The organism is Sulfitobacter sp., from assembly GCF_039977885.1.
Classification (GTDB): domain Bacteria; phylum Pseudomonadota; class Alphaproteobacteria; order Rhodobacterales; family Rhodobacteraceae; genus Sulfitobacter.
Window position 1 is genome coordinate 133,525 of sequence record NZ_JBDWCI010000020.1, and the last position, 24,125, is coordinate 157,649.

At 58.7% G+C, this 24,125-nt stretch carries 23 protein-coding genes and 1 tRNA gene; 11 read left to right on the forward strand and 13 right to left on the reverse strand.

Annotation, left to right across the window (positions count from 1 at the left end):
• Positions 1 to 40: 40 nt before the first annotated feature.
• Positions 41 to 169, reverse strand: a complete 129-nt coding sequence (locus ABJM03_RS14300) for a hypothetical protein (RefSeq protein ID WP_348418525.1) — start codon at positions 167 to 169, stop codon at positions 41 to 43.
• Positions 170 to 321: 152 nt separating this feature from the next.
• Between ABJM03_RS14300 and ABJM03_RS14305 the strand changes: the two genes are divergently transcribed.
• The 3 genes from ABJM03_RS14305 (at position 322) to ABJM03_RS14315 (ending at position 2,411) form a co-directional block, all read left to right on the forward strand.
• Positions 322 to 915 (forward strand): LysE family translocator, encoded by a 594-nt coding sequence (locus tag ABJM03_RS14305; protein WP_348419138.1) that lies wholly within the window; start codon positions 322 to 324, stop codon positions 913 to 915.
• Positions 916 to 978: 63 nt separating this feature from the next.
• Positions 979 to 1,941, forward strand: coding sequence for an acetyl-CoA carboxylase carboxyltransferase subunit alpha (locus ABJM03_RS14310; RefSeq protein WP_348418526.1), 963 nt, complete (start codon positions 979 to 981; stop codon positions 1,939 to 1,941).
• Positions 1,942 to 1,988: 47 nt separating this feature from the next.
• Complete coding sequence (locus tag ABJM03_RS14315) at positions 1,989 to 2,411, forward strand: hypothetical protein (protein ID WP_348418527.1); 423 nt, start codon at positions 1,989 to 1,991, stop codon at positions 2,409 to 2,411.
• Between the two features lie 6 nt (positions 2,412 to 2,417).
• Here ABJM03_RS14315 and ABJM03_RS14320 read toward each other — a convergent pair whose 3' ends face one another.
• From ABJM03_RS14320 to ABJM03_RS14330, 3 genes are all read right to left on the reverse strand, one after another.
• The gene (locus ABJM03_RS14320; protein ID WP_348418528.1) at positions 2,418 to 2,852 is read right to left on the reverse strand and encodes a GNAT family N-acetyltransferase; all 435 of its coding nucleotides are present in this window, start codon (positions 2,850 to 2,852) and stop codon (positions 2,418 to 2,420) included.
• A gap of 170 nt (positions 2,853 to 3,022) precedes the next feature.
• The gene (locus ABJM03_RS14325; RefSeq protein WP_348418529.1) at positions 3,023 to 3,673 is read right to left on the reverse strand and encodes a GntR family transcriptional regulator; all 651 of its coding nucleotides are present in this window, start codon (positions 3,671 to 3,673) and stop codon (positions 3,023 to 3,025) included.
• Between the two features lie 68 nt (positions 3,674 to 3,741).
• Entirely contained in the window at positions 3,742 to 4,431 is a 690-nt protein-coding gene (locus ABJM03_RS14330; RefSeq protein ID WP_348418530.1) for a SprT family zinc-dependent metalloprotease, read from the reverse strand.
• A gap of 112 nt (positions 4,432 to 4,543) precedes the next feature.
• Here ABJM03_RS14330 and ABJM03_RS14335 point away from each other — a divergent pair, with 112 nt between their 5' ends.
• Positions 4,544 to 4,876, forward strand: coding sequence for a TIGR02300 family protein (locus ABJM03_RS14335; protein WP_348418531.1), 333 nt, complete (start codon positions 4,544 to 4,546; stop codon positions 4,874 to 4,876).
• 132 nt (positions 4,877 to 5,008) lie between these two features.
• Positions 5,009 to 5,084, forward strand: a tRNA-Ala gene (locus ABJM03_RS14340).
• A 160-nt stretch (positions 5,085 to 5,244) separates the two neighbouring features.
• Here the strand turns inward: ABJM03_RS14340 and ABJM03_RS14345 are convergent.
• The gene (locus ABJM03_RS14345; RefSeq protein ID WP_348418532.1) at positions 5,245 to 6,156 is read right to left on the reverse strand and encodes a LysR family transcriptional regulator; all 912 of its coding nucleotides are present in this window, start codon (positions 6,154 to 6,156) and stop codon (positions 5,245 to 5,247) included.
• A gap of 98 nt (positions 6,157 to 6,254) precedes the next feature.
• Between ABJM03_RS14345 and ABJM03_RS14350 the strand changes: the two genes are divergently transcribed.
• The 5 genes from ABJM03_RS14350 to ABJM03_RS14370 all read left to right on the forward strand — a co-directional run bounded on the left by ABJM03_RS14350 (position 6,255) and on the right by ABJM03_RS14370 (position 9,883).
• Complete coding sequence (locus tag ABJM03_RS14350; RefSeq protein ID WP_348418533.1) at positions 6,255 to 6,794, forward strand: CmcJ/NvfI family oxidoreductase; 540 nt, start codon at positions 6,255 to 6,257, stop codon at positions 6,792 to 6,794.
• 3 nt (positions 6,795 to 6,797) lie between these two features.
• On the forward strand, positions 6,798 to 7,037 hold the full coding sequence (locus tag ABJM03_RS14355; RefSeq protein ID WP_348418534.1) for a hypothetical protein: 240 nt from the start codon (positions 6,798 to 6,800) through the stop codon (positions 7,035 to 7,037).
• Positions 7,038 to 7,073: 36 nt separating this feature from the next.
• Positions 7,074 to 7,862, forward strand: a complete 789-nt coding sequence (locus tag ABJM03_RS14360; protein WP_348418535.1) for an SDR family NAD(P)-dependent oxidoreductase — start codon at positions 7,074 to 7,076, stop codon at positions 7,860 to 7,862.
• Positions 7,863 to 7,926: 64 nt separating this feature from the next.
• Positions 7,927 to 8,835: a 2OG-Fe(II) oxygenase gene (locus tag ABJM03_RS14365; RefSeq protein ID WP_348418536.1), complete on the forward strand. Its 909-nt coding sequence runs from the start codon at positions 7,927 to 7,929 to the stop codon at positions 8,833 to 8,835.
• Positions 8,836 to 8,896: 61 nt separating this feature from the next.
• Entirely contained in the window at positions 8,897 to 9,883 is a 987-nt protein-coding gene (locus ABJM03_RS14370) for a zinc-dependent alcohol dehydrogenase family protein (RefSeq protein ID WP_348418537.1), read from the forward strand.
• 107 nt (positions 9,884 to 9,990) lie between these two features.
• Here ABJM03_RS14370 and ABJM03_RS14375 read toward each other — a convergent pair whose 3' ends face one another.
• Genes ABJM03_RS14375 through ABJM03_RS14395 form a run of 5 tightly spaced genes read right to left on the reverse strand, consistent with a single transcriptional unit; the run spans position 9,991 to position 18,294 of the window.
• Positions 9,991 to 11,250 (reverse strand): glycerate kinase, encoded by a 1,260-nt coding sequence (locus tag ABJM03_RS14375; RefSeq protein WP_348419139.1) that lies wholly within the window; start codon positions 11,248 to 11,250, stop codon positions 9,991 to 9,993.
• Between the two features lies 1 nt (position 11,251).
• Positions 11,252 to 12,751 carry a malonyl-CoA synthase gene (locus ABJM03_RS14380; protein WP_348418538.1) on the reverse strand — a complete coding sequence of 500 codons (1,500 nt, stop codon included), beginning with the start codon at positions 12,749 to 12,751 and terminating at the stop codon, positions 11,252 to 11,254.
• Positions 12,752 to 12,797: 46 nt separating this feature from the next.
• On the reverse strand, positions 12,798 to 16,103 hold the full coding sequence (locus ABJM03_RS14385) for an error-prone DNA polymerase (protein ID WP_348418539.1): 3,306 nt from the start codon (positions 16,101 to 16,103) through the stop codon (positions 12,798 to 12,800).
• 48 nt (positions 16,104 to 16,151) lie between these two features.
• Positions 16,152 to 17,693 carry a DNA polymerase Y family protein gene (locus tag ABJM03_RS14390; protein WP_348418540.1) on the reverse strand — a complete coding sequence of 514 codons (1,542 nt, stop codon included), beginning with the start codon at positions 17,691 to 17,693 and terminating at the stop codon, positions 16,152 to 16,154.
• A complete protein-coding gene (locus tag ABJM03_RS14395) occupies positions 17,587 to 18,294 on the reverse strand; it encodes a hypothetical protein (RefSeq protein WP_348418541.1) in 708 nt (235 codons plus the stop codon). Before ABJM03_RS14395 ends, ABJM03_RS14390 begins: the two co-directional genes overlap by 107 nt.
• Before the next feature lie 202 nt (positions 18,295 to 18,496).
• On the opposite strand from ABJM03_RS14395, the gene ABJM03_RS14400 reads away from it, so the two are divergent.
• Positions 18,497 to 20,614: a DEAD/DEAH box helicase gene (locus ABJM03_RS14400; RefSeq protein ID WP_348418542.1), complete on the forward strand. Its 2,118-nt coding sequence runs from the start codon at positions 18,497 to 18,499 to the stop codon at positions 20,612 to 20,614.
• Between the two features lie 93 nt (positions 20,615 to 20,707).
• Here the strand turns inward: ABJM03_RS14400 and ABJM03_RS14405 are convergent, their stop codons facing one another.
• From ABJM03_RS14405 to ABJM03_RS14415, 3 genes are all read right to left on the reverse strand, one after another.
• Positions 20,708 to 21,967, reverse strand: a complete 1,260-nt coding sequence (locus ABJM03_RS14405) for an ABC transporter permease (protein ID WP_348419140.1) — start codon at positions 21,965 to 21,967, stop codon at positions 20,708 to 20,710.
• Between the two features lie 5 nt (positions 21,968 to 21,972).
• A complete protein-coding gene (locus ABJM03_RS14410) occupies positions 21,973 to 22,779 on the reverse strand; it encodes an ABC transporter ATP-binding protein (protein ID WP_348418543.1) in 807 nt (268 codons plus the stop codon).
• Between the two features lie 129 nt (positions 22,780 to 22,908).
• Entirely contained in the window at positions 22,909 to 23,913 is a 1,005-nt protein-coding gene (locus ABJM03_RS14415) for an ABC transporter substrate-binding protein (RefSeq protein ID WP_348419141.1), read from the reverse strand.
• Between the last annotated feature and the right edge of the window lie 212 nt (positions 23,914 to 24,125).

Genomic DNA, 24,125 nt, shown 5'->3' on the forward strand with positions numbered 1-24,125 from the left:
GCGTGTCACTCGCGACGCGCCGTTTCAAACGGCTGGTGCCTCAAACGTGGCTTATGACATCCAGCGGATCATTCGCACCGCTGCGCGAAAAGTCAGATTTGGCAGCATAAAGCGCAACCGCCAAAATAGTCCCAAGCACCCCGACCAGAATATAATTCATCAAAGCCATATAGCGCCACCTTTTGAACAAATTTCTGCCGCATTCTGTCCACGCACCAATCAGCAATGCAAGGCGCGCCAATGGAAACAGTTTGTTTCAAGGCAGCCGAGCCAATCAAAACCTGCGGTTTTCTTTCTCTTATCTTTGCCCCACAAAGCATTATGAGCTTTGAAACCCTGACAGCGCTTGCGCTTTTCGCCTTTGTCAGTTCGGCTACGCCCGGGCCGAACAACCTGATGCTGATGGCTTCGGGGGCAAACTTTGGCTTCTGGCGCAGCGTGCCTCATATGGCCGGCATATCCATCGGCTTTATTGTGATGATGTTCGCTGTGGGCAGCGGCCTAACCCAGCTCTTTGACCGATTTCCGGCAATCTATGACGCACTGAAACTGGCCAGCATCGTTTATATGCTCTGGCTGGCATGGAAAATCGCACATGCAGCCCCCCTCACCAAAGACATGGACGCAGGGACCCCCATGAGCTTTTTGCAAGCTGCAGGCTTTCAATGGGTCAACCCGAAAGCATGGGCCATGGCCCTCACCTCGGTCACTGTCTACGTCGGCGACGCCTCGCTGCTGTGGCTGGGTGTTGCGGCGCTGATCTTCGGCGTTATAAACCTGCCCTCTGTCTCGATCTGGACACTTGCGGGGCAGCAGTTGCAGCGCCTCCTGACCAATCCACGACGGCTTGCAATTTACAATTGGACCATGGCCGCCCTGCTTGTTCTGTCCCTCTACCCTGTGCTTGGGTTCTGAGTGACATTGCATCACCCGCGCAGGCACGCCATATAAGGGGCAAATACCAGTGCGGAGCGTAGCATGACCCAGTATATGGATTTCGAAAAACCCCTTGCCGAGATTGAAGGCAAGGCCGAGGAATTGCGCGCAATGGCGCGGCGTGACCCTGAAACAGACGTCACACAAGAAGCCACAGCCCTGGACGCGAAAGCGGCCAAAATGCTTGAGGATCTTTACAAAAACCTCACCCCCTGGCGCAAATGTCAGGTGGCCCGTCACCCCGACCGCCCCCATTGCAAAGACTATATCGAGGCGCTGTTCACCGAATATACGCCACTTGCCGGCGACCGTAACTTTGCCGACGATCAGGCCGTTATGGGCGGGCTTGCGCGCTTCAACGACCGTCCAGTGATGGTGATTGGCCATGAGAAAGGCAACGACACTACCTCGCGGATCGAGCGGAATTTCGGCATGGCCCGCCCAGAAGGCTATCGCAAAGCTGTGCGCCTTATGGATATGGCCCACCGTTTTGGCCTGCCGGTTATCACGCTGGTTGATACCCCCGGTGCCTATCCCGGCAAAGGGGCCGAAGAGCGCGGCCAATCCGAGGCCATCGCACGCGCCACGCAAAAATGCCTTGAGATCGGCGTGCCATTGATCAGCGTCATCATCGGCGAAGGTGGCTCTGGCGGGGCGGTGGCATTTGCCACGGCCAACCGTGTGGCCATGCTCGAACATTCGGTCTACTCCGTGATTTCGCCCGAAGGTTGCGCGTCGATCCTGTGGAAGGATGCCGAGAAGATGCGCGAAGCCGCCGAAGCGCTGCGCCTGACCGCGCAGGACCTCAAACAACTGGGCATCAACGACCGCATCATCGCCGAACCCAAAGGCGGCGCACACCGCGATCCCAAGGCAGCGATTGACGCGGTTGCTGTTGCGATCGACGAAATGCTCAAATCGCTGGACGGCAAGGACGCCAAAGCACTGATCAAAGATCGGCGCGATAAATACCTCGACATGGGCGATCGGGGGCTGGCCGCCTGAGCCAGCTCTACCCCCTTGCCCGCGCTCTGCCCGGGTCCCTATCCATCATGCTGCGCCCCAAGGCGCTGCATGATGATTTAGCCACAGTTCAAGCCGCAGGCATAGATACGGTCATCTCTCTTCTTGAACCCGCCGAGGCCGCCTCTCTCGGCCTCAAAGCCCAATCCGCAACCTGTGCGGCCCTTGGCATCACATTCCTCAATCACCCTATCCCGGATATGCAGCTCCCGCAGGGCAAAGCCTTTGCTGTATTCGCACAGCGCGTCGCCGCCGACATCCGTGAAGGATCACATGTCGCAGTACATTGCCGCGCCAGCATCGGGCGCACGGGCATGTTGACCTGCGCTGTGCTAGGTTATCTGGGATACAGCGCAGAACAGGCCATCACCCATGTCAGCGCACAGCGCGGTGTTACAATTCCCGACACCCAAGCCCAAGCGACCTTCATCCGCAAAATAAGCGCCTCTTAACCCTATTCACCATTTCACCCGAAACCGCGGGCCCTCTCGGTCCAGGCGGTCAAAACCAATGGCACGGTACATTGCCTGCGCCGCCGTGTTGTCCACATGCGTGCCCACCGTGAGATAGCGACAGCCAAGCCCTTGCGCATATGCCTGCGCCGCGTGCATCAACGCCCGCCCGATATCGGCCCCGCGCTGAGCGGGATGCACATACAAATGATGCACCTCCATGCCCCGCACGCCGAAGTGCAACTGCGCCTGACCGTGCAAGGCGCAATAACCACTCCCTTTGGCCACAAGCACATGCAGCCACGGATGTGGCCCCAGCGCATCGCGACGCAAGTCCTCTGGCGTGACCGTCGCCACATCCCCGTGATGCGCCGCCAGCGCATGGATCATCGCCACCACATCAGGCAGATCGCTTTCGGTTATGGGTTGGATCGGGATCATATCGGGCACTCCATCCCTCACCGCCCCCGCCCAAACCTCCTGCGGCCAAGCGGCAGGGCGACAAAAAAGATGGGAATAGTCGACCGCCTTAAAGGGGACCGATGGAATAATACAAAGAAAGGGTACGGCGCTGTGTCATGCTGCCACTGTGAACAACCGCCCCGCGTGCGTCAACTGGCCAACATCCGCAACCCTTGCGTCACATCAGAACGCACCGCCAACCGAAGCCCCGGCTCATCCCCCGCGCGCAGGGCCGCAATAATCAGACGGTGGAACTGCGGCGGCTCCGTCCGGCGCAACCGGCCGTATAGCGCCCGCATGGTCGGCCCCATTTGCAGCCAGACGGTTTCAGCCATGGCAAGCATGGCTGGCGCTTGGGCACGCAAGTAAAGCGTGCGGTGAAATTCAAGATTGGTGCGGATGTAGCTGACCGCGTCGCGGTGCGCGACGGCCTCGGCCACCTTTGCGTTGATATTTTGCAGCCTCTCGATCAACGCCAGATGCGCCCGCGGCAATGCACGGCTGGCCAGCTCGACTTCGATCAGCGCACGCAAGGCCGCCAATTCCTCGATTCTCTCATTGCTCAGCTCGGGTGTCGCGATGCGGCCAGAGCTGGACATGCTCAGCGCGCCTTCTGCCACCAGACGGCGCACAGCTTCACGCGCGGGGGTCATCGAAACCTCGTACTCCTTCCCGATGCCGCGCAATGTCAGCGCGTGCCCGGGTGGAATATCCCCATGCATAACGCGTGACCGCAAATGACGGTAGACACGGTCATGGGTCAGCAAAGACGGATCAGCAGGGCGGTGGGTAAAGGACATGCCTTTGTGTGATCACATCACAGGATCGGGTCAAGCCCTATCGCCCCTCGCCATGCCTCCTGACAGGATCACCCGAATTTATAACGGTGCAGCGTGCTTCCATGGGTGCGTAACCAGCGGCGCGGCGCAGTGTAATCTCCGTAGATGCGCGTCACTTCCGCCCAAAAGGCCGGCGAATGGTTCATCTGTGCCAGATGCGCCACCTCATGAGCGGCGACGTAATCCAGAACCTCTGGCGGTGCCATCACCAGCCGCCACGAATACATCAGCCCGCCATCAAAGGTGCATGACCCCCAACGCGAACGCGTATCGCGCAGCGATAACCGCGCATAAGACCGCCCCAGCCGCGCGGCATAGTCGTCGCTGGCCCCTGCCAGCCTGTCCCGTGCGATTTCCTTGAGATGCGCAGACAGGCGCGCACCGACCCGCGCCGCAGGACCGGGCACAAAAATGCCATCAGCCGTGATCTCGACCCGCCGCCCTGTGCCGGCCTGCACGCGGTAGTTTTTCCCGCCCAGTGGAACCTCGGCACCGATACCCACCATTACATCCTCCCCGCGCGCCTCCAGATGCTTGCGAATCCATGCCTCTTTGCTGCGCGCAAAATCCAGCGCTTCGCGCTCTGCCAGCCGTTTCGGCATGGTCAACGTCACGCGTCCGTCCAACTGGCTGATGCGCAGCGAAATCCGTTTGGCCTGCGCGGAACGCCGCAACAGCAAGGGGATGGGAGGGTCACCAAGCAGGTGAGGGTCGGACATTCGAAGCCTCGCGATCTGGGGCAAAACGGCTTTAGACTGGACAGCACCCTTTGCATATGGCAATTGCGCTGAATCATCTAGACACAACACTTAAGTATCAAAGGGGAATACCATGCCCAACGAAGAATGGGGAACCAAGCGCCTGTGCCCCACCACGGGCAAGCGTTTCTATGACCTGAACAAGAACCCGATCATCAGCCCCTACTCAGGCGAGATCGTGGAAGTTGACCAGTCGAAATCCCGCATGATCGCAGCTGATGCAGAAGATGCAGCAACAGCAAAAGCCAAGGCTTCCGAAGTCGTGGCGGACGATGATGATCTGGTAGATGACGACGACGTCGATGTAGATCTGGACGACGACTTGCTGGACGACGATGAAGACGACGAAGATACAGTTCCGCTTGAAGAAATTGCGGATGTCGCGTCCGAGACTGACGACTCGTAATATGATGTGGCGGGATTGTGCTTTTTTCGCTTGATCCCGCTGCCGCTTGTGCCTAGTACACGGCGCAGTACCTCTGACGAGGTGCAACACTCAGGTCTCTAACAAGAGATACCAACCACGCTTGCGTGATTTGGGGCATTAGCTCAGCTGGGAGAGCGCCTGCATGGCATGCAGGAGGTCAGCGGTTCGATCCCGCTATGCTCCACCAATCCTTCTTTGATAAGCACACCATGATAGCCCTTTGGCGGCAGCGCAGTTTTCCCTTTTGCAGGAAGATTGCCCATGACGCTCCATTCATGAGGTGGAGCCTCCGGCAAACAGGGGTGCGGTCCAAACTGCAAAATCTATGGGTCTCGTAAGACGTCGGATCAGGATATTTGATGTGCTACAATCTGACGCCCGAAATGTTCGATCAAGAAATCCATGAACACACGCACTTTGGCAGAAACGACATTGCTTTTGGGATAGATCAGCCAAAGCGCCGGTTTACTAGCCAGCTCGAACTCAGGCAAAATGCGCGTCAGGCTGCCATTGGAGAGCTCTTTTTGTACCGCCCAGATGGAATTAATTGAAATACCACCGCCGTCGAGAGTGGTGAGCTTTTGCGTCAAACCATCATTCACGATCAGATAGTGGGCTGCATGTTTAGGATCGAATTGGGCCTGTGCGCCGTCTTGTGAGACGAGCGTTCTTGGTTCGATATCTTTAAAGGCTATCAGACGGTGTTTGGCCAAATCATCGGGCGCGTTGGGGACGCCATAGCGCTCAAGATAGGCAGGGGAAGCGCACAGGATGCGCGCATCATCAGCCAGCTTGCGCGCGGTGAGATTGCTATCGGCCAGAACCGCGTTGCGCAGCGCCAGATCGTAACTCCCCTCGATGAGATCAAACTCGGCGTCGGAAAGATGCAGGTCGAGACGAAGGTCCGGATACTGATCCATAAACATCGGCAACAGCGGCGCGATATAGAGCTGCGCAAAGGTGCTGGGCGCGGCAAAGCGCAATGTGCCGCTGATCGTTGGCCGCCCTGCCCCGAGTGCTGCGAGTGCGGTCTCCTCCAGAGCGATCATTTCGCGTGCATATGGTAAAAAGTCCCGGCCTTCTAACGACAGCGACACTTTGCGGGTTGAACGGTGCAACAGGTCTGCGCCCACGAGATGCTCCAGCTTTGCAATGCGCGTGCTTGCCACAGCAGGCGCCATGCCAAGCGCGCGGCCTGCGGCGCTGATGTTCAGTGTCTCACAGGCAAGAACGAAAAGGCGGAGGGATTGCGTGTCCATATTTTATACTTTTTCAGAATACTGAATTCATATATGAGTTATTTATATATATTTTGGAAGTGATAAGTCTGATTGCATAACAGACACAGGAGCTTCCGATGGCCCAGATCGCGACCGTAAATTACCATGTGCATAAACCTAACCGTCAGTCATTCGAACTTGATGCCGGCGGGGTTGTCGGCAATCTAATTTCACCCGAGCTTGCACCAACACAGGTGCCGGTTCGCGATGTGCGCGACGTCAAAGCCGGTGTCTCGTTCGAGAAAACCTCTGTCGGATTTACAACATTCCCCACTGTTGTGTCATCGTTCACAGGCAACGCGTGGCAGGACACTTATGACGCTGAGCTGACAACGCTACTTCGATCCGAAATCGGCGCGCAGGATGTTATCGTGTTTGACCACACGCTGCGTGTGGATGACCCGAACGCAGATCGCGCACCGGCCCGCAATGTGCATAGCGACTACAGCATTGAGGGGGCTGAAAAGCGGCTGATTGATATCCTTGGGGAAGACAAGGCCGCTGACTGGGCCAAAGGCCACTATGCATTCGTCAACGTCTGGCGGCCGGTCGGCGCACCCATCAATTCAGCGCCACTGGGATTTATCCGCCCTACCAGTGTCGCCATGCAGGACTGAATTTTGCTCGACCTAATTTATCCCGACCGCAAGGGCCAGATTATGGGCATCGCCGCGAACCCGCAGCATGACTGGCTTTATATGTCTAAAATGACCCCCGATGATGTGGCTTTCTTTAACATCTTCGACAATCGCGGCCTGCCTTCGTTCGCCCATAGTGCTTTGGGCATGATCGAAGATCCAGACATTCACACCGTTCGACGCAGCATCGAGAGCCGCATTTTGGTCCGTTACGCGGCCTAACTCCCCAAGCTGGGACCACAATAGAAAGTTTACCCAATGACCAAGACAATTCTCATCACAGGCTCCACTGACGGCATCGGCCTTTTGACCGCGCAAACCCTTGCTGCCGAAGGGCACAAGGTCCTGCTGCACGGACGTAATGCAGCCAAGTTGGAGGCGGCGGCGAAAACAATCAAAGGCCCTGTCGCGCAATACATCGCGGATCTGTCAAATATGGCTGATGTTCACGCATTGGCCAACGCCATTCGCGCCGATCACGATCAGGTTGATGTCGTGATCAACAACGCAGGCATCCTAAAGACCCAAAACACCGTGACCAAAGGCGGATACGACCTCCGCTTTATGGTGAACGCGATTGCCTCCTATGTGCTGACCCGTGACCTTTTGCCGATCATCGCGAAAGACGGACGCGTTGTGAACCTGTCCTCGGCGGCGCAATCGCCCGTTGATCTGGATGCGCTGCACGGGCGCAACCCGCTGAGCGATATGGACGCCTATGCGCAAAGCAAACTGGCGCTCACCATTTGGTCGCGTGAAATGGCGAAAGAGCTGCCCGACGGCCCCGCAATCATCGCGGTCAACCCGGGCTCTTTGTTGGCATCCAAGATGGTCAAAGAGGGCTTTGGCGTTGCGGGCAGCGATCTTAGCATCGGCGCGAACATCTTGCGCGAAGCGGCTGTGGGCGCGGGTTTTGCTATGGCCAGCGGGAAATATTTTGACAACGACAGCCAGCAATTCGCCCAGCCAAATGCGGCGGCACTTGATGCCGCTCACAGCGCAAAGGTGATGCAAGGTCTCGACGAGGCCGCAGCCACGCTTGGCTAATCACCGACGACGAACATTCTCATTCGGGCCGGTGCCACGCACGGCCACATCAGGAGCACAGACAATGCAAACCAACGCCCTCGAACGCGCCCGCGCGATCAGTCGTCCTACGCGTGACGAAATGTTGCAACGCAGCCCGGCGGTTCAGAAATTCTGGGCCCAAAACACCCCCTTATTTCAGGACGCATGGGCGCAATGGGAGGCCAGCACCGGCCAAGCCCCCATTCTGGACAGCAGCCTTTATGACCCGCAATTGCGCGATGCCATCACGCAGGCTTGGCAAGACCCCAGCAAGGAGAGCGCTGTCAGAAACCTTTGGACAGAAGTCTTTCCCGGTGTCTTTGAAGCGCAATTTTTTGATCCCGCCCGCCTATCGGTCCTGCGTGACTATCTTGAAAGCGTTGCTGACGCGAATATCCCGCTACGCCCACCCTATGGCATTTCGCTCAACCGTGGTGGCGCAATGCTGGACAGCCGCTCGGAGGGGTATCTTGCCGCACCGAATTTTCAGGATTTTTACCGTGACTTGATGGACGCCTACATGCGTCCCATATCGCGGCTCTTGTTCCCCGATATTGTCGGGTACGACGCACAAACCTTCGGCTTTTCGATCCAGTGGCAGGCGGATGCGGACAGATCGTTGCGGGCGCACACGGATGCATCTTCGGTGACGTTGAACATCAACCTCAATCTTCCGGGCGAAGCGTTCTCAGGATCGGGCGTAAAGTTCTTTGACCGCGAAACCCGTCAGGTCGCCGAGTTGGGTTTTGCACCCGGAAAAGCGCTGATCCACCACGGCAGCGTGCCACATGAATCCATGCCTATCACCCAAGGTGAAAGGACAAACTTTGTTCTATGGCTCTACGGCGAAAACGGTCAGGTGCCTTCGTTTGGCGCAGCCTACGATGCCATCGACGCCAAAGAACGCTGGACTGTTCCAACGGCCCCCAAAGACGGCTTTGCCCCGTTCTAGGACACAACCGTACCACGCCCCCTCACATAACCTACTTCAAACTTATCCAAGGATACTTCCCATGAAAGCTTCAACCCTTACATCCTACGGCGAAACCGCAACCTTCGAAATTGCAGAACTGCCCAAACCTACCGCGACCGCAGGCCACGTGGTCGTGCGCATTGCAGCAAGCAGCGTGAATACCGTTGACACAATGATCCGGTCAATGGGCACCGATCTTGCCTTCTCTCCTGCGCTCCCCGCTGTGTTGGGGATGGATTTCGCGGGCGTCGTCGAAGAGATCGGCGAAGGCGTCACCGAATTTGCCGTCGGCGACGAAGTCTATGGCTGCGCAGGTGGTCTGGCCAATCTCCAAGGTGCGCTGGCTGAATTTATGTTGGCTGATGCCCAACTGATCGCCCGCAAACCTAAATCTATCTCGATGCGCGAAGCGGCGGCTATGCCATTGGTTGGCATCACCGCCCTTGAAGGGCTTGAACGGGCCGGCATCACAAAGGGCCAAAAGGCTCTCGTTCAAGGTGGCGTAGGCGGTGTTGGCCATTTGGCCGTGCAACTGGCCAAGTATTTTGGTGCGAACGTTTATGCCACCATTTCCGAAGACCAACAGATCGAGATCATCAAAGGCTATGGTGCCACTCCGATCAACTATACCTCGGAAAAGATTGCCGACTACGTCGCAAAGTATACTGATGGCGTGGGCTTTGATCTGATCTTTGATACCGTTGGCGGTAGCAATATGACCAACTCTTTCGAGGCCGCGGCGCTCAATGCAAATATCGCCTCCACTGTATCGCTTTTGGAAATTGATCTGTCACCGGCACATTTCAAAGGCCTGTCCTTGCACATCGTCTTTATGCTGTTGCCAATGCTCAGCGGGCAAGGTCGCGCCAAGCACGGTGAGATCCTGACAAAGCTCGCCAAGATTGTCGACGCCGGCGCACTGAAGCCTCTACTCGATGACACGGCATACAACCTTGATCAGGTTGGTGATGCCTATGATCGCCTGACAAGCGGCAAAGCCATCGGCAAGGTTGTCGTTGAGATTTAAATAGGACGGATACCTCTAAAGGTGGTTGCCTAGCGAAAAGCTGCACAGGCAACCACCCAACCGATATGAGGTTTTTCCGACCAAGTCCGACATTAGCCCTACGCAGCTCAGCAATCAGTCTCATCAATCAGGATGGCCCTGAAATCATTCACATTCGTACCTGTAGGGCCAGGGCAAAAAATCGTGTCTGCTGCGTCGAATGCCCCCCATGCATCATTGCGGCGCAACGCATCTGCAGGGTTCACACCTGCGGCCCGCATAACCTGTGCCGTACCACCGTCAGCAAAGGCACCTGCGTTATCCTCGGACCCGTCGATTCCGTCCGTGTCCGCCGCAAGCGCTGTGATGCCTTTGGTGCCGTCGATGCCCTGAGCAAAACCCAGCAAAAAGGCCGTATTGCGCCCGCCGCGCCCATCGCTGTGGCGTAGGGTGACGGTTGTCTCCCCTCCGGACAGGATCACAACCGGCGCTGTAAAAGGGCGCTTCTGTGTGATCACTTCGCGTGCAATAGCAGCGTGCATTTGGCCGATGACTTCGGCCTCGCCCTCAATCGCGTCTGACAAAATCACCGCAGGCACGCCCAGCGCCTGTGCTTTTTGTGCAGCGGCCTCCAGCGACAAACGGGCAGAGGCAATCACATGCACTTCATTGCGCGCAAACACAGCGTCATCCGGCATGGGCGCGGGAGTAAGCGCGGCCATTACAGCCTCTGGCAAGACGATCCCGCGCGCAGAAATCATCGCGCGCGCATCCGTCAACGACACCGCATCGGGAACCGTCGGGCCAGAGGCCACCTGTGCCGGATCGTCCCCCGGCACATCAGAGACAACAAGGCTCACCACCCGCGCGGGATGAGCCGCCGCGGCAAGCCTACCGCCCTTGATCCCGCTTGCGTGCTTGCGGATCGCGTTCATCACACCAATCGGTGCCCCTGACGCCAGCAATGCCTGGTTCAATGCCTGCTCGTCCTCCAATGTCATCCCTGCAGGAGGACACGGCAAAAGTGCAGAACCGCCACCACAGACCAGCGCCACCACCAAATCATCGGGCCCCAGATTGGCGACAGCGTCAAAAAGCGCCTGTGTTGCCGCCAAACCAGCAGCGTCCGGCACCGGATGCGCGGCCTCCATCACACGGATGCTGCGCGTGGGGCAGCTATAGCCGTAGCGTGTGACAACCACGCCCTCCACCGGACCCTCCCACAGGTCTTCAAAGGCGGCAGCAAGCTGTGCAGCCCCTTTGCCTGCACCGACAACAACCGTGCGCCCTTTGGGCTGCGCGGGCAGGTTTTGGGCTAATGCCGCATGGGCATCCGCCGCCGCGACCGCTTCATCAAACAACGCAGTCAGAAACGCTTTCTTTGCCAAATCAACCACGTTTAAACGCCTCCCTCAGAGCAACTTTTTGCACTTTCCCCATCGTATTGCGTGGCAGCGCTTCCACAAGCCGATACGCACGCGGCTGTTTAAAACGAGCAAGCGCCTCGGTCATTGCTGCCTCAATTACAGTCAGATCAATCTGCTGCCCCGCCTCCGGCACCAAAACCGCCAACGGGACCTCCCCCAGATCATCATGGGGGATACCAATCACCGCGCTCTCCAGTACATCGGGCTGCGCATCAAGGATCTGCTCAAGCTCTTTGGGGTAAATGTTGTAGCCGCCAGAAATAATCAGATCTTTGCCCCGCCCCACGATCGTGACGTAGCCTGCGGTATCCTGAACGCCCAAATCGCCAGTGATAAAGAACCCGTCCCCACGCAATTCTTCCGCTGTTTTCTCGGGCATATTCCAATACCCGGAAAATACATTGGGGCCGCGCACTTCAACGACGCCGGTCTCGCCGCGTGGCAGCTCGGTGCCCTCCGCATCTGCAATGCGCAGCTCTACGTCCGGCAGGGGCAGCCCGACAGTACCTGCACGCCGCTCGCCTTCATAGGGGTTGGAGGTGTTCATATTCGTTTCGGTCATACCATAGCGTTCAAGGATACGGTGGCCGGTACGCTCCTCGAACGCCACATGCGTTTGCGCCAGCAAGGGGGCCGAGCCCGAGATGAACAACCGCATGTTCGCCGCACAAGCGCGGTCAAAGCGGGCATCCTCCAGCAGGCGGGTGTAAAAAGTCGGCACCCCCATCATCGCCGTGGCGCGTGGCATCCAGTCGATCAATTGGTCGATGTCGAGCCTTGGCATGAAAACCATCGCGCCCCCTGACATCAGCATCACATTTGTCGCAACAAACAGCCCATGCGTATGAAAGATCGGCAATGCATGCAGCAGCACATCAGCCTCGGTGAACTGCCACAGGTCGGTCAGCGTCGCCGCATTCGAAATGAGGTTCCCATGGCTTAACATTGCCCCCTTGGAGCGCCCAGTGGTCCCAGACGTATACAAAAGCGCGGCCAAATCCCCGACTTCCCGCGCTGTCGTTTCAAAGTGATCCGGCTGGCCATCAGCAGCATCGCTGAGCGAGCCGCCCCCACTGTGCAGCGTCATAAACCGCGCACCCGCCTCATCTGCAACGACTTGCAGCTCTTCCGCACGAGCAGGGTCACCAACCAAAAGCGCGGCACCGCTATCGCTCACGAAATAGCCAAGCTCACGAGCGGTGTAGGCCGTATTGAGCGGCAAAAATACTGCGCCCGCTTGCGCGCAGGCAGCATAAAGCGCCAACATATCGGTAGATTTTTCCACCTGAACCGCCACGCGATCTCCCGTTTGCACATCACACCCGCGCAATGCATGCGCCAACTGTGCCGCGCGGCGTATAAAATCCCTATGGGTAAGCGTGGCCCCATCCGGCAGATATAAAAATGGCGTCTCTTTACCGGCGTGAGGCGCAAATAGCGTATCATAGACAGGGTTGTTCATACGGGGTCTTTCCTTGCAACTCCCCCCACCTTAGACGAGCATTTGGTCAGTGGAAATCACGCGATTTCGGTATCACGCGCACATCGCGTGGATGTTTGCGCGCCCCACCAACATGAGAGGGCGTCGGATGCCCGCCCTGTACATTCGTCGCGGGCACGGCATCTTCCGACAGCGTATCAAGCCGCTCTGTGCGATCCTCAAGCCGGTCAGCAACCACATGGATCACCCGCCCGTCCGTCTGCACACGGCCATGCACAACCATCAGCCGCGTGGTCATAATCAAGGCGCGGTAATGCTCAAACATCTTGGGCCAGATCACCAAATTAGCGACGCCGTCCTCATCCTCGAGCGTGATAAAACACACACCCTTGGCGCTGCCCGGTTTTTGACGGACCAACACCAACCCCGCCAATGAAACACGCTGCCCGTGGCGCATGTGGATCAGATTGTGAGAGCTGGCAAACCCTTGCTGCCGCAGGCTGGCGCGGAAAAACGACATCGGGTGCGCCTTGAGGCTGAGCCGCAGGGTTTGATAATCCGCCACCACATGTTCGGCCTGCGCCATGGCAGGCAATGCGACCTGCGGCTCGGCCCCCTCGCCTGCTGTCTCGGCGTGTTCGAACAAGGCAAGCGCGGGCGCATCGCGCAAGCCCTGCGCCTGCCACAGCGCCTGCCGCCGGTCGATCCCACACGAGCGGAACGCATCCGCCGCCGCCAGTTTACCGATAGCACCTCGGTCCAACCGAGCACGCGCTTTGAGGTCCCCCACATCTGTGAACGGCACATCACGCGCCGCCATGATCCGTCCTGCGGCTTCCCGCTGCATCCCGTCGACCTGCCGCAACCCCAGACGCAGGGTAAAGCCACCTTCGCAGGGTTCCAATGTGCAATCCCAATCGGAATAGTTCACATCCACATCTCGGACTTCCACGCCGTGTTCACGCGCATCGCGCACAATCTGGGCGGGGGCGTAAAACCCCATCGGTTGGCTATTGAGCAAGCCGCAAGCGAATGCCGCCGGATAGTGGCATTTCATCCAGCTTGAGACATAGACCAGTTTGGCAAAGCTCGCCGCGTGGCTTTCGGGAAAACCGTAATCCCCGAAGCCCTTGATCTGGTTAAAGCATCTCTCGGCAAAGTCGCGGTCATAACCGCGTTCAGTCATCCGGCCCACCATCTTTTTCTGAAGCAACTCGATCGTTCCACGTGACCGGAACGTGGCCATCGCCTTGCGCAGTTCATTGGCCTCCTTGGGCGAAAACCGCGCCGCATCAATCGCGATTTTCATCGCCTGTTCCTGAAAGATCGGCACGCCCAAGGTCCGCCCTAGAATGCGCAACAGCTCATCCTGCGGATACTCGGGCCCCGGCGCGGGATAGCTCACCCCTTCGATCCCCTGACGGCGGCGCAGATAAGGGTGCACCATATCGCCCTGAATAGGACCCGGCCGCACAATCGCCACCTCGATCACCAGATCATAAAAGCGGCGCGGCCGCAACTTGGGCAACATGGCCATTTGCGCACGGCTCTCAACCTGAAACACCCCAAGGCTGTCGCCAGCGCACAGCATATCATAAGTATCCGCATCATCGCTTGGAATGCTCGCCAGATCATGCCGCGCCCCGTAATGCGCGCCGAGCAGATCAAACACCTTCGCGATGCAGGTCAGCATCCCCAGCGCCAGAATATCGACCTTAAAGATGCCCAACGCGTCAATGTCGTCCTTGTCCCATTCGATGAAACTGCGGTCGGGCATGGCCCCATTTCCGATCGGGACCATCTCTGTCAAAGGCCGTTCGGTCAGGATAAAGCCGCCCACATGCTGGCTCAAATGCCGCGGCATCCCCGTCATCTGCCGCGCAATCGCGATCACGCGGCGCAGGTAAGGATCGGATAGGTCCATGCCTGCATCCTTGACCCGCGCATCCCCCATCTGCCCCTCGAAACTGCCCCAGACCGTGCTGGCCAGCTTAGTGGTCACATCTTCGGACAGGCCCATCGCCTTGCCCACCTCGCGGATGGCGCTGCGCGGGCGATAATGGATCACGGTCGCACATAACCCCGCCCGCGCACGCCCGTATTTGGCATACATATACTGGATGACTTCCTCGCGGCGCTCATGCTCGAAATCCACGTCAATGTCTGGCGGCTCATCGCGCTCCTCACTCAGGAAACGCTCGAACAGAACATCATGCTCTTCGGGGTCCACAGCGGTGATGCCCAGACAGAAACACACCACAGAATTCGCCGCAGACCCACGCCCCTGACACAAAATGGGCGGCTGCGCTTCTTCGCGTGCAAAGCGCACGATGTCATTGATGGTCAGAAAATAGCGGGCGATCTTTTTCGACCGGATCAGCGCGAATTCCTTTTCAATCGTGGCGGTGACATGCGCGCTGACCCCATCCGGATAGCGCCGGGCGGCCCCTTCCCATGTGAGCCGCTCCAGCTCTTCCATGGCGCTGCGGCCCTGCGGCACGATCTCATGAGGGTATTCGTATTGCAGATCATCCAGCGAGAATGTGCAGGCATCGGCCACCGCACGCGTGGCCGCGATGGCATGGGGCCACGGCGCAAACAGACGACACATCTCGGCGGGTGGTTTGAGGTAACGCTCTGCATTCGCCTCTAGCAAAAAACCGGCTGTTTCAATCGTTTTTCCGTGACGGATACAGGTCATCACATCCTGCAAAGGCCGCCGCGCAGGCGTGTGATACAGCACGTCATTCGTCGCCAATATCCCCAGACCATGACTGCGCGCCAGCGCATCCAGACGGTTGATCCGCGCCACATCGTCGCCTCGGTACAGATACGCCGCCCCCACATGGCGCAGCCTCGGCAGCGCATTGCACAAACGCCCCAGCCCTGCGGCAAAAACGTCCAGATTGTCAGGCGGCATCACGATCAGCTGCACGCCCTCGCTATGTGCTGCGACCATCTCCAACGTCAGATGCGTCTCGCCCTTAGCCTGCCAGCCGCCCTGCGCATCGACCATCTTACCGCGCGACAACAGCGTACTGAGCCGCGCATAGGCATCACGGTCACGCGGGTAGGCCAGCAGCTCGGTTCCGCACAGCAACACCAAACGCGCCCCAATAATGGGCCGCACCTTTGCGGTGCGCGCTTCGGTATGGACGCGCACCACCCCCGCCAGCGTGTTGTGATCCGCCACGCCAATGCTGTGATAGCCCTGCAAATTGGCCGTGGCCGTGAGGTCCACCGCATCCGATGCCGCACGTAAAAACGAAAAGCACGTGGCCAGCCCCAGCTCCACATAAGGGCCGGGCGCGTTCCAGTGAAACGGGTCTTCATCGTCAATGGAGCGGCGCTTGTGTCCTTCTTGCTGCGGCATGGCACACCTATGAGGCGGAGGGCGGGGCGCCCGTGAACGCGCGCGCCGTCACCCGAACATCCCCTGCACAAACCACCGCGGATCACCGCCTCGCGCGTCGCCCACAACACCGTCCCGAAACAGCCAAAGTCGCCGCCCGTCCGTCACCTCGACCTTATAATAGTCGCGCAACCGCGTACCGGCCCGATCCCGCCACCACTCCGGCGCAATCCGTTCTGGCCCCTCAAACCGCAGCATCAGAAACGTCACCCTGCGCCATGAAAACCGTGCGGGTGGCCCCTCAGGCACAGCATATAGCACGGCAACTTCTTCTGGTGGTTCAAACAGGCGCAAAGGACGCTCTTTGAGGATATCCGGCAGCGCCTGCGCCGCCCCTGCCAACGCAGGCACCCTGCCCTCGACACGCTCGGGTTTGTGACTGTGCACCCACGCGGCCCACGTCACCCTGGACGGCCCCAGCTTGGCCGCCAGACGGTCCAGCAAAGCAGCCACATCTGCGCTGCTATCGCGCGCACCATCCAAACGATCCTGATGCAACGACAAAGCTTCGCTGCGCAAAGCCTCCAGCGTCATCAAATCAAAGCCGAACCCCGGATCAATCCCTTCCAACTTGCGCGCCACCAGCCGCACAAAATGCGCCGCATCGCGGCTGGCACTGGCCGTGGCCACATCGCGGCTGCGCCATTCACCATCCACGCGGTAAATCGTCAACCGCAACAGCCGTGCGCCCAATTCGGCGCGAGCGAGCCGGGCGGCTAAATCCTCTGCAAGCGCGTCCAACCATGGCAGCGGATCAATCACCGGCTCGGGCATGCGCACACGCGCCAGCCAGCGTACATCATCAGGCGGCGCATCCAGAGGGTCGGCGCTACGCCCCAGCGCACGGTCCAGCAAGACCAGCGGGTTATCTGCCTCAGGCCTGCCCGCAAAACGCCGCATCAGCCCCACACGCGGAACGGCTTCTAGCGCGCCGATTGTCTTGAGGCCCAACCGTTCAAGCAGCCGAACCGCATCAACACTCAGCCGCAGCGCCGCGACCGGCAAGGCGGCCAAAGCCTCAGCTATATTCTGCGGGGTACAGATCACGCCTTGCGCACCAAACCGCGCCAACATCTGCGCTGCCCCCCGCGTAGGAGCCAAAGCCAACCGCGCACCCAAGCCCTGCATTGCGAACCGCGTGTGCATGTCGCGCAACATCTGCGCCTCGCCGCCAAACAAATGCGCCGCGCCCCGCACGTCGAGCAAAATACCGTCCGCTTCGGCCACCGTCCACGGACACCAGCGCCGCGCCCATAGCGCCAAACGGTCCAACAGCGCGGCATCGCCACGCGGGTCTGCCTGTTCCACATGCAGATCGGGGTGAACCGCCTGCACATCGACCACCCGCGCCCCCGTCATGATACCCCGCGCGGCACCTGCGGCGTTCACCGCATGCACTACCGGCCCGTGACGCCCCGATACCGCCAACACAACCGGCACCACCTCATCCGGTAGCGTGCGCTGTGCGCTGGTAATCCGCTTCCAGCGGTCCATCGCCAGATCGGGGAAGAAAACGGAGATGATGCGCCCCTGTGGCCCTGCGTCCGTCATCGCGTACCGCCCATGTGCCCGGACTGCGCCCGCGTGCGCGAAACAGCTCGGCCTCCCATAAGGGTGCGCCGGGGGCTGCGGCGTTGTGGGGATGCACCTCGGATGGCAAAGACCCGATGCGCCACCGTTCGCGGGCCGCCGACAGCCCTTCCGCCTCGCCCGAGCGGATCAGCCAGACCGGCACGCCAGACGCCTCGGCGCGCAGGGCAAGCCGTTTGGTCGCGGTGAAATCCAGAACCGGCGGCGCGCCGTGCACTTCGCCCACCACAGCAGACAGTCCCGCACAGGCAGCACCTTCTTCCATCGCCCACAACACATCGCGCGCATGGCTGACCTCGACCCGCAGCAATGTCACCCCTTTGAGCGCCGGACCGTAAACGCGCCCGTTCTCGAGCCGTGAGGACCGGTCCTGCACCCAAAGCACAGGCCCTTTCTTGTCGCGCGGCAAACAGGCCAGCACAAATGCCGTCGCTGCCGCATCGAATGGCTTGGCCGACAGCGCATCCTTTAGCACCGCCTGCGCCTCTCCCAAGGGGGGCGCACAGCTGTTGCCGCGCGGTTGGGTCAGCCTCACAAGCTTGGCTCCAGAAGAATCGGTCATCATGCATTCCTCCACTTTGTTCTCTTTTTGTTCTACATGAAAGTCCCCATTTTTACAGCCCCTTTTTATCGGGCTTCATGGCCCGCTTTCTGCCCTCTCCACGTCAGGCAGACCTCTGCCGGTGACAAATCACCCATATACAAATAGGCCTCAACACAGTAGGGGCAGGCCAACCCTACTCTTATCCGCTCAGGAAAATCCCTTGATTCAGACGATCGCAGACGCACTGGCCGCGCAAGGCTATGAAACAATGACACCCGTTCAGGAGGCCGTAATTGCCCCTGAACTCGACGGCGCAGACCTGTTGGTTTCCGCTCAAACCGGCTCGGGCAAGACCGTTGCATTCGGCCTTGCCATTGCGCCCACACTGCTGGGTGACCAGACGCATTTTGGCCGCGCAGGCGCGCCGCTGGCGCTTATTATCGCGCCTACCCGTGAATTGGCGATGCAAGTAAGTCGTGAGCTTACATGGCTTTACGGCAAAGCAGGGGCCATTGTGACCACCTGTGTCGGCGGTATGGACACCCGGACCGAACGCCGCGCGCTGGACCGTGGCGCGCATATCGTTGTGGCCACGCCGGGCCGCCTGTGTGACCACATCAAACGCAACAACATCGACCTGACCGATATCCGCGCTGTTGTGCTGGATGAAGCGGACGAAATGCTTGATCTGGGGTTCCGCGAGGATCTGGAATTCATCCTTGGCGAATCCCCTGACAGCCGCCGCACGCTGCTGTTTTCCGCAACCGTTCCGGCCGCGATTGCGAAACTGGCACAAAGTTATCAGCGCGATGCGCAACGCGTGTCGGTTATTTCGGACACCAAACAGCACGCCGATATCGAGTATCGCGCCCTCACGGTAAACCCGCGGGACACGGAAAACGCGATCCTGAACATCCTGCGCTTTTATGAAGCCAAGAACGCGATTGTTTTCTGCAACACGCGTGCGGCTGTGGCCCGTTTGACCACACGTCTGACGAACCGCAACTTTTCCGTCGTGGCTCTGTCGGGCGAGTTGTCACAGCAAGAACGCACCAACGCACTGCAATCGCTGCGCGACGGGCGTGCCCGCGTTTGTGTGGCCACCGATGTTGCCGCGCGCGGGATCGACCTGCCCAATCTTGAGCTGGTGATCCACGCTGATCTGCCAACAAACGCCGACACGCTGCTGCACCGTTCTGGTCGGACAGGCCGCGCGGGCCGCAAGGGTGTTTCTGCGCTGATCGTGCCGCCCAAAATGCGCTCAAAAGCGACGCGTCTGTTGGGCTGGGCCAAGCTGAAAGTTGAATGGGCCCTGCCCCCTTCCGCTGCTGAAGTGAATGCCGCCGATCAAGAACGCCTGCTGAACGATGACGCATGGACCACACCTGCGCCCGAAGATGCGGTCGAATTCGTGCAAACTTTGGCCGAGCGCTACACCCCCGAGCAATTGGCCACCGCTTTTGTGAACCTGCACCGCTCCCGCGGCTCGGCACCTGAAGAGCTGTCCAACCCCGGTGACGGCAAAGACAGCGCGCCGCGCATGGAGTTTGGCAAATCGGTCTGGTTTACCGTCTCAACCGGTCGCAATGACGGCGCAGAGCCGCGCACCTTGCTGCCGATGCTGTGCCGCGTGGGCGACATGACCCGTGACGATATCGGTGCGATCCGCGTGCAGCCGCGCCATTCCTATGTTGAAGTCGCTGAGGGCGCTGTGTCCAAGCTGGTCGCGGCCCTTGGGCCTGATATGAAAGCCGAAGACGGCGTAAACCTGACCCGTCTTGATGGCGTGCCAGACTTTGGCCCCAAACCCGCAGGACGCGGCGAGCGTGGGCCCAAGCCTGCCTATGATAAAGGGCCAAAACCGGCACACCGTGGCAAGCCATCCTATGATCCGGATGCACCAAAGCCTGCGCGCAAACCCAAACCACGACGCGAAGATGATGATGCAGGCTATAGCCCGAAACCGCGCCACGGTGCCCCAGCCAAGGGAAAACGCGACGCCACCCGCCCGCCCAAGTCTCACAAGACCGAGCGGACACCGATGAAATCCGGTGAAAAGCCAAAGGCCAAGCCCGCGTGGAACGACAAGCCTACAGGTGCAAAACCGGCCGGTGACAAACCTTCAGGAAAGGCCAAGTCAGGCGCAAAGGCCGTTTGGAAAAAACCGGCCAAGGAAGGCGCATCCGATCGCGCCCCGAAATCTGAGGGCGGCTACAACCGCGCGGCGGATGCCTCCAAGCGCTTCACACCTCCGGGCAAGGGCAAAAAAACAGGCAAACCAATCGCCCAGCGCAGCGGAGACAGCAAGCCAAGCCGCCCGAAGGGCCCAAAGAAGTAGACTTTTAGGACACTCGTTTAAATATACTAAAAAGGCCGGAGCATTTGCACCGGCCTTTTTGCGTGATCAGGAAGAAAGCGGACTTGGGCCGGATCAGCCTTTGCCTTTCCATGGCACCATGAACCGTTCGGCCATGCGCATCAGCATATCAATGCCAAAGCCGATGACACCGATCAGGATGATGCCCAAGATAACAATGTCCGTATTCTGGAACTTGGAGGCGACCATGATCATCATGCCTGCACCTTTTTCTGCAGCGACCAGTTCGGCCGCAACGACTGTGCCCCAGCACACGCCCATGGCCACACGCGCGCCGGTAAAGATTTCGGGCAGCGAGTTGGGCACAATCACATGGCGCATGATCTGCCATTTGCTGGCCCCCAGCGAATAGGCGGCATGTACCTTCGAGATATTAACACCGGACACACCAGAGCGTGCAGCGATGGCCATGATCCAGAGGGCTGCAAGGAACAGCAGGATAATCTTGCCCGTCTCACCAATCCCCGCCCAGATGATCACCAGCGGGATCAAGGCCAATGGCGGGACGGGGCGCATGAATTCCACAATCGGATCAAACCAACCGCGGAACCAATTGCTAAGCCCCATGGCATAGCCCAACGGAATGCCTACGATGGCCCCGCAGATAAAGCCCACCACAACGCGGAACAGCGACCAGCCAAGGTGACCCAGCAGCGTTGTGCCGCGAAAGCCTTCTTCCAGAACCTTGCCCGTGCGCGCGATCACCGCCTCGGGAGAGGGCAAATACAGCGGCTCCATCTGGTAGCCATTGTCAGGCTGGAAATTGGGCGTGCCTTTGTCAGAGATGGTGACAGATCCGCCCTCAACAGCAACGGTATCGCCGGGAACCACCGAGGTGTCGTTGATCGCAATGATCTTGGCCCCGTCGGATTTTTTGAAATCATCATTCGCGTCGAACGACACCAGCTTGCTGCGGTATTGCGCCACTTTGATACTGTCATTTTTGGCAATCCCTTCACCCGGTGCGACCTCGGGCGTGTCGGGGTTTTCTTCGCGGTCAAAAACCAGCACATCCACCGTCGCCGTATCGGTCTGACCGTTGACCTCAACTGTGTAGGTGAAGGATGTGTTGCCTGCAAAGGGGGCTGGTGCGTGCAAAGAGCTTGGGATCAACTCAGAGCCCGTGAACATACCCCACAGCAAAAACAGCGTCAGGATCGAGATGACGCCCGCCCAGCGGTTCGGGCGCACGGCGCTTTCATCCCCGAAGGTAACCGTCTTGAGCGAGGTGTAATCCTTGATCCCCGCGCTGATCCGCGTGACGACGAATGCAGCAACGACGAATATGCCGATATAGACGGCCAGTACGAACAAACCCGTCATGCTTTTTCCTCCGTGCGGCCCATAATCTCTTCTTCCATATCCCAGATCATGCCCAGAATTTCCTCGCGCTTGACCGCGAAATCGGGGTGTTTCTTCACTTCGCGCAGATCAGCCTCCACGCCCATTTCGGCGAATGGCAGCCGGTATTCTTTGTGGATGCGACCCGGGCGCGGAGCCATCACGATCAGGCGCTCACCAAGCAGCAGGGCCTCTTCGACAGAGTGGGTGATCAGGATGATCGTTTTACCCGTCTCTTTCCACAGTTTGAGCACAAGGCTTTGCATCTTTTCACGCGTCAGCGCGTCCAGCGCGCCCAGCGGTTCATCCATCAAAATCACATCTGGATCATTGGCCAGACAACGGGCAAGCGCCACACGTTGCTGCATCCCGCCTGACAGCTCGTAGACGGCTTTTTCCTTGAAGTCCTGCAAACCGACCACATCCAGAAGGTGGTTCACAATCTCCGCCTTCTCTTTGGCGGGCATCCCCTTCATCGAGGGGCCAAAGCCTACGTTTTCACGCACGCTCATCCATTCGAACAACGCACCCTGCTGGAACACCATGCCGCGTTCTGCATCAGGGCCTTTGATGTCGTGGCCATTCAGGGTCATCTTCCCCTCGGTCGGGGCCAAAAAACCTGCAACAATATTGAGCAATGTTGTCTTGCCACAGCCCGACGGGCCAAGCACGCTGAGCAACTCACCCGCTTTGAGATCAAGTGATACGTCCTTGAGCGCCTGCACCGATCCGCCTCCGGGCAAATCAAAACGCATAGAGAGCTTATCAATGGAAAGTCCGGACATATCCCTGCTTTCTGGCCTTGGGTTGCGGCCGATACGGGCAGAGCTTACTCCACCGCGCCTGAGTTAAAGATCGTGCAAAAAGGCCCAGCGCGTCATTGCACGCCGGGCCTCTTCATTTCGGTTACCGAATTACAGGCCTTTGGCAGCCTCTAGCGGCCCAACATTCACTGTCCCGCTATAGCTCTCCAGACCTTTGTCAATGGAGCCGCTTTCAAGGAAAACCTCGGCAACGCCACCCATAAATGTCTGTGCGCCACCGCCAAGCCACTTGGCTCCCAGCTGATCTTTGACCGAGGGGAAGGCAAAGCCAGCCAGTGTTTCGGCAGTTGCAGCTTCGTCCATACCCGCATCTTTTGCGATAACAGGCAGCATTTTCGCAGCATCTTCACCACCGGCGTTCCACATGGCGTTGGCATCTGCTGTTACTTTGAGGAATTTGGCCAATTCCTCGCCGTTCTCGGACACATAAGAAGCAGGTGCAGATGTGACGTCAAACACCAGAATACCCAGCTCTTCTTTCTCGGCACCGGTCAACAGGATGTTACCGGATTCCTTCATACGACGCAGCGCACCGCCCCAACCACATGCCATATCAACGGCACCTTGGCTCAACGCTGCGGCACCTTCGGCGGGTGCCATATCAACGACGGACATACCCGATACATCCACACCAAAGTGGCTCATCTGCTTGAGGAACCCGTAGTGCGCTGCGGTACCAAGCGGCACCGCCACTTTTTTACCCGCCAGTTCGGCGGCGGATGTTTTGTCGATCTCGAGGCCCGAGGCAACAACGCAGTTGTCATTTTCAGAGTAGGAAACGGCAACGTCTACGATCTGAATATCCTGACCGCCCGATGCGGCAACAACAAAAGGTGGGACACCCTGGCTTACCGAGATTTGCACATCGCCCGATGCCATGGCTGCGGACATTGCAACACCGCTGTCAAAGCTCACCCAGTTAATTTTCTTACCGAGCGCTTCCTCATAGGTGCCCATTTCTTTGGCGTACTGGAACGGCATTGGCCACTCCAGGAAATAAGCGACTGTAATTTCATCGCTGCTTTGGGCAAATGCTGCGCCGGTTGTCATGGCCATTACGGCACCTGCGACGAACGCGCTGACTGTTTTCTTCATCATTATAGATAACTCCCAGTTAGTTTTTTACCGGCCCTGTTTTCAAAGCTCGGGATCGTATCTTGCGGCTTCGCACAAGTGACGCAGGTATCCTGAGTGATGGGTGCAATACATGCAAGAAGGTTTCATATGCTTTTTGAGACTCTTAGGTTCAACAACGCGCAAATTAGATTTTTAACGCAGGCGACCAGTCAACGCACTTCCAAACATTT

Bases quoted from the DNA above. Each gene is read 5' to 3' on its own strand.
- ABJM03_RS14320 (WP_348418528.1), bottom strand. From the start codon at position 2,852: ATGATCCCGATCCAACCCATAACCGAAAGCGATCTGCCTGATGTGGTG.
- ABJM03_RS14410 (WP_348418543.1), bottom strand. From the start codon at position 22,779: ATGTCCGGACTTTCCATTGATAAGCTCTCTATGCGTTTTGATTTGCCC.
- ABJM03_RS14365 (WP_348418536.1), top strand. From the start codon at position 7,927: ATGCAAACCAACGCCCTCGAACGCGCCCGCGCGATCAGTCGTCCTACG.
- ABJM03_RS14315 (WP_348418527.1), top strand. From the start codon at position 1,989: ATGCTGCGCCCCAAGGCGCTGCATGATGATTTAGCCACAGTTCAAGCC.
- ABJM03_RS14380 (WP_348418538.1), bottom strand. From the start codon at position 12,751: ATGAACAACCCTGTCTATGATACGCTATTTGCGCCTCACGCCGGTAAA.
- ABJM03_RS14395 (WP_348418541.1), bottom strand. From the start codon at position 18,294: ATGACCGATTCTTCTGGAGCCAAGCTTGTGAGGCTGACCCAACCGCGC.
- ABJM03_RS14345 (WP_348418532.1), bottom strand. From the start codon at position 6,156: ATGGACACGCAATCCCTCCGCCTTTTCGTTCTTGCCTGTGAGACACTG.
- ABJM03_RS14310 (WP_348418526.1), top strand. From the start codon at position 979: ATGACCCAGTATATGGATTTCGAAAAACCCCTTGCCGAGATTGAAGGC.
- ABJM03_RS14335 (WP_348418531.1), top strand. From the start codon at position 4,544: ATGCCCAACGAAGAATGGGGAACCAAGCGCCTGTGCCCCACCACGGGC.
- ABJM03_RS14385 (WP_348418539.1), bottom strand. From the start codon at position 16,103: ATGCCGCAGCAAGAAGGACACAAGCGCCGCTCCATTGACGATGAAGAC.
- ABJM03_RS14305 (WP_348419138.1), top strand. From the start codon at position 322: ATGAGCTTTGAAACCCTGACAGCGCTTGCGCTTTTCGCCTTTGTCAGT.
- ABJM03_RS14300 (WP_348418525.1), bottom strand. From the start codon at position 169: ATGGCTTTGATGAATTATATTCTGGTCGGGGTGCTTGGGACTATTTTG.
- ABJM03_RS14390 (WP_348418540.1), bottom strand. From the start codon at position 17,693: ATGACGGACGCAGGGCCACAGGGGCGCATCATCTCCGTTTTCTTCCCC.
- ABJM03_RS14325 (WP_348418529.1), bottom strand. From the start codon at position 3,673: ATGTCCTTTACCCACCGCCCTGCTGATCCGTCTTTGCTGACCCATGAC.
- ABJM03_RS14330 (WP_348418530.1), bottom strand. From the start codon at position 4,431: ATGTCCGACCCTCACCTGCTTGGTGACCCTCCCATCCCCTTGCTGTTG.
- ABJM03_RS14360 (WP_348418535.1), top strand. From the start codon at position 7,074: ATGACCAAGACAATTCTCATCACAGGCTCCACTGACGGCATCGGCCTT.
- ABJM03_RS14370 (WP_348418537.1), top strand. From the start codon at position 8,897: ATGAAAGCTTCAACCCTTACATCCTACGGCGAAACCGCAACCTTCGAA.
- ABJM03_RS14415 (WP_348419141.1), bottom strand. From the start codon at position 23,913: ATGAAGAAAACAGTCAGCGCGTTCGTCGCAGGTGCCGTAATGGCCATG.
- ABJM03_RS14350 (WP_348418533.1), top strand. From the start codon at position 6,255: ATGGCCCAGATCGCGACCGTAAATTACCATGTGCATAAACCTAACCGT.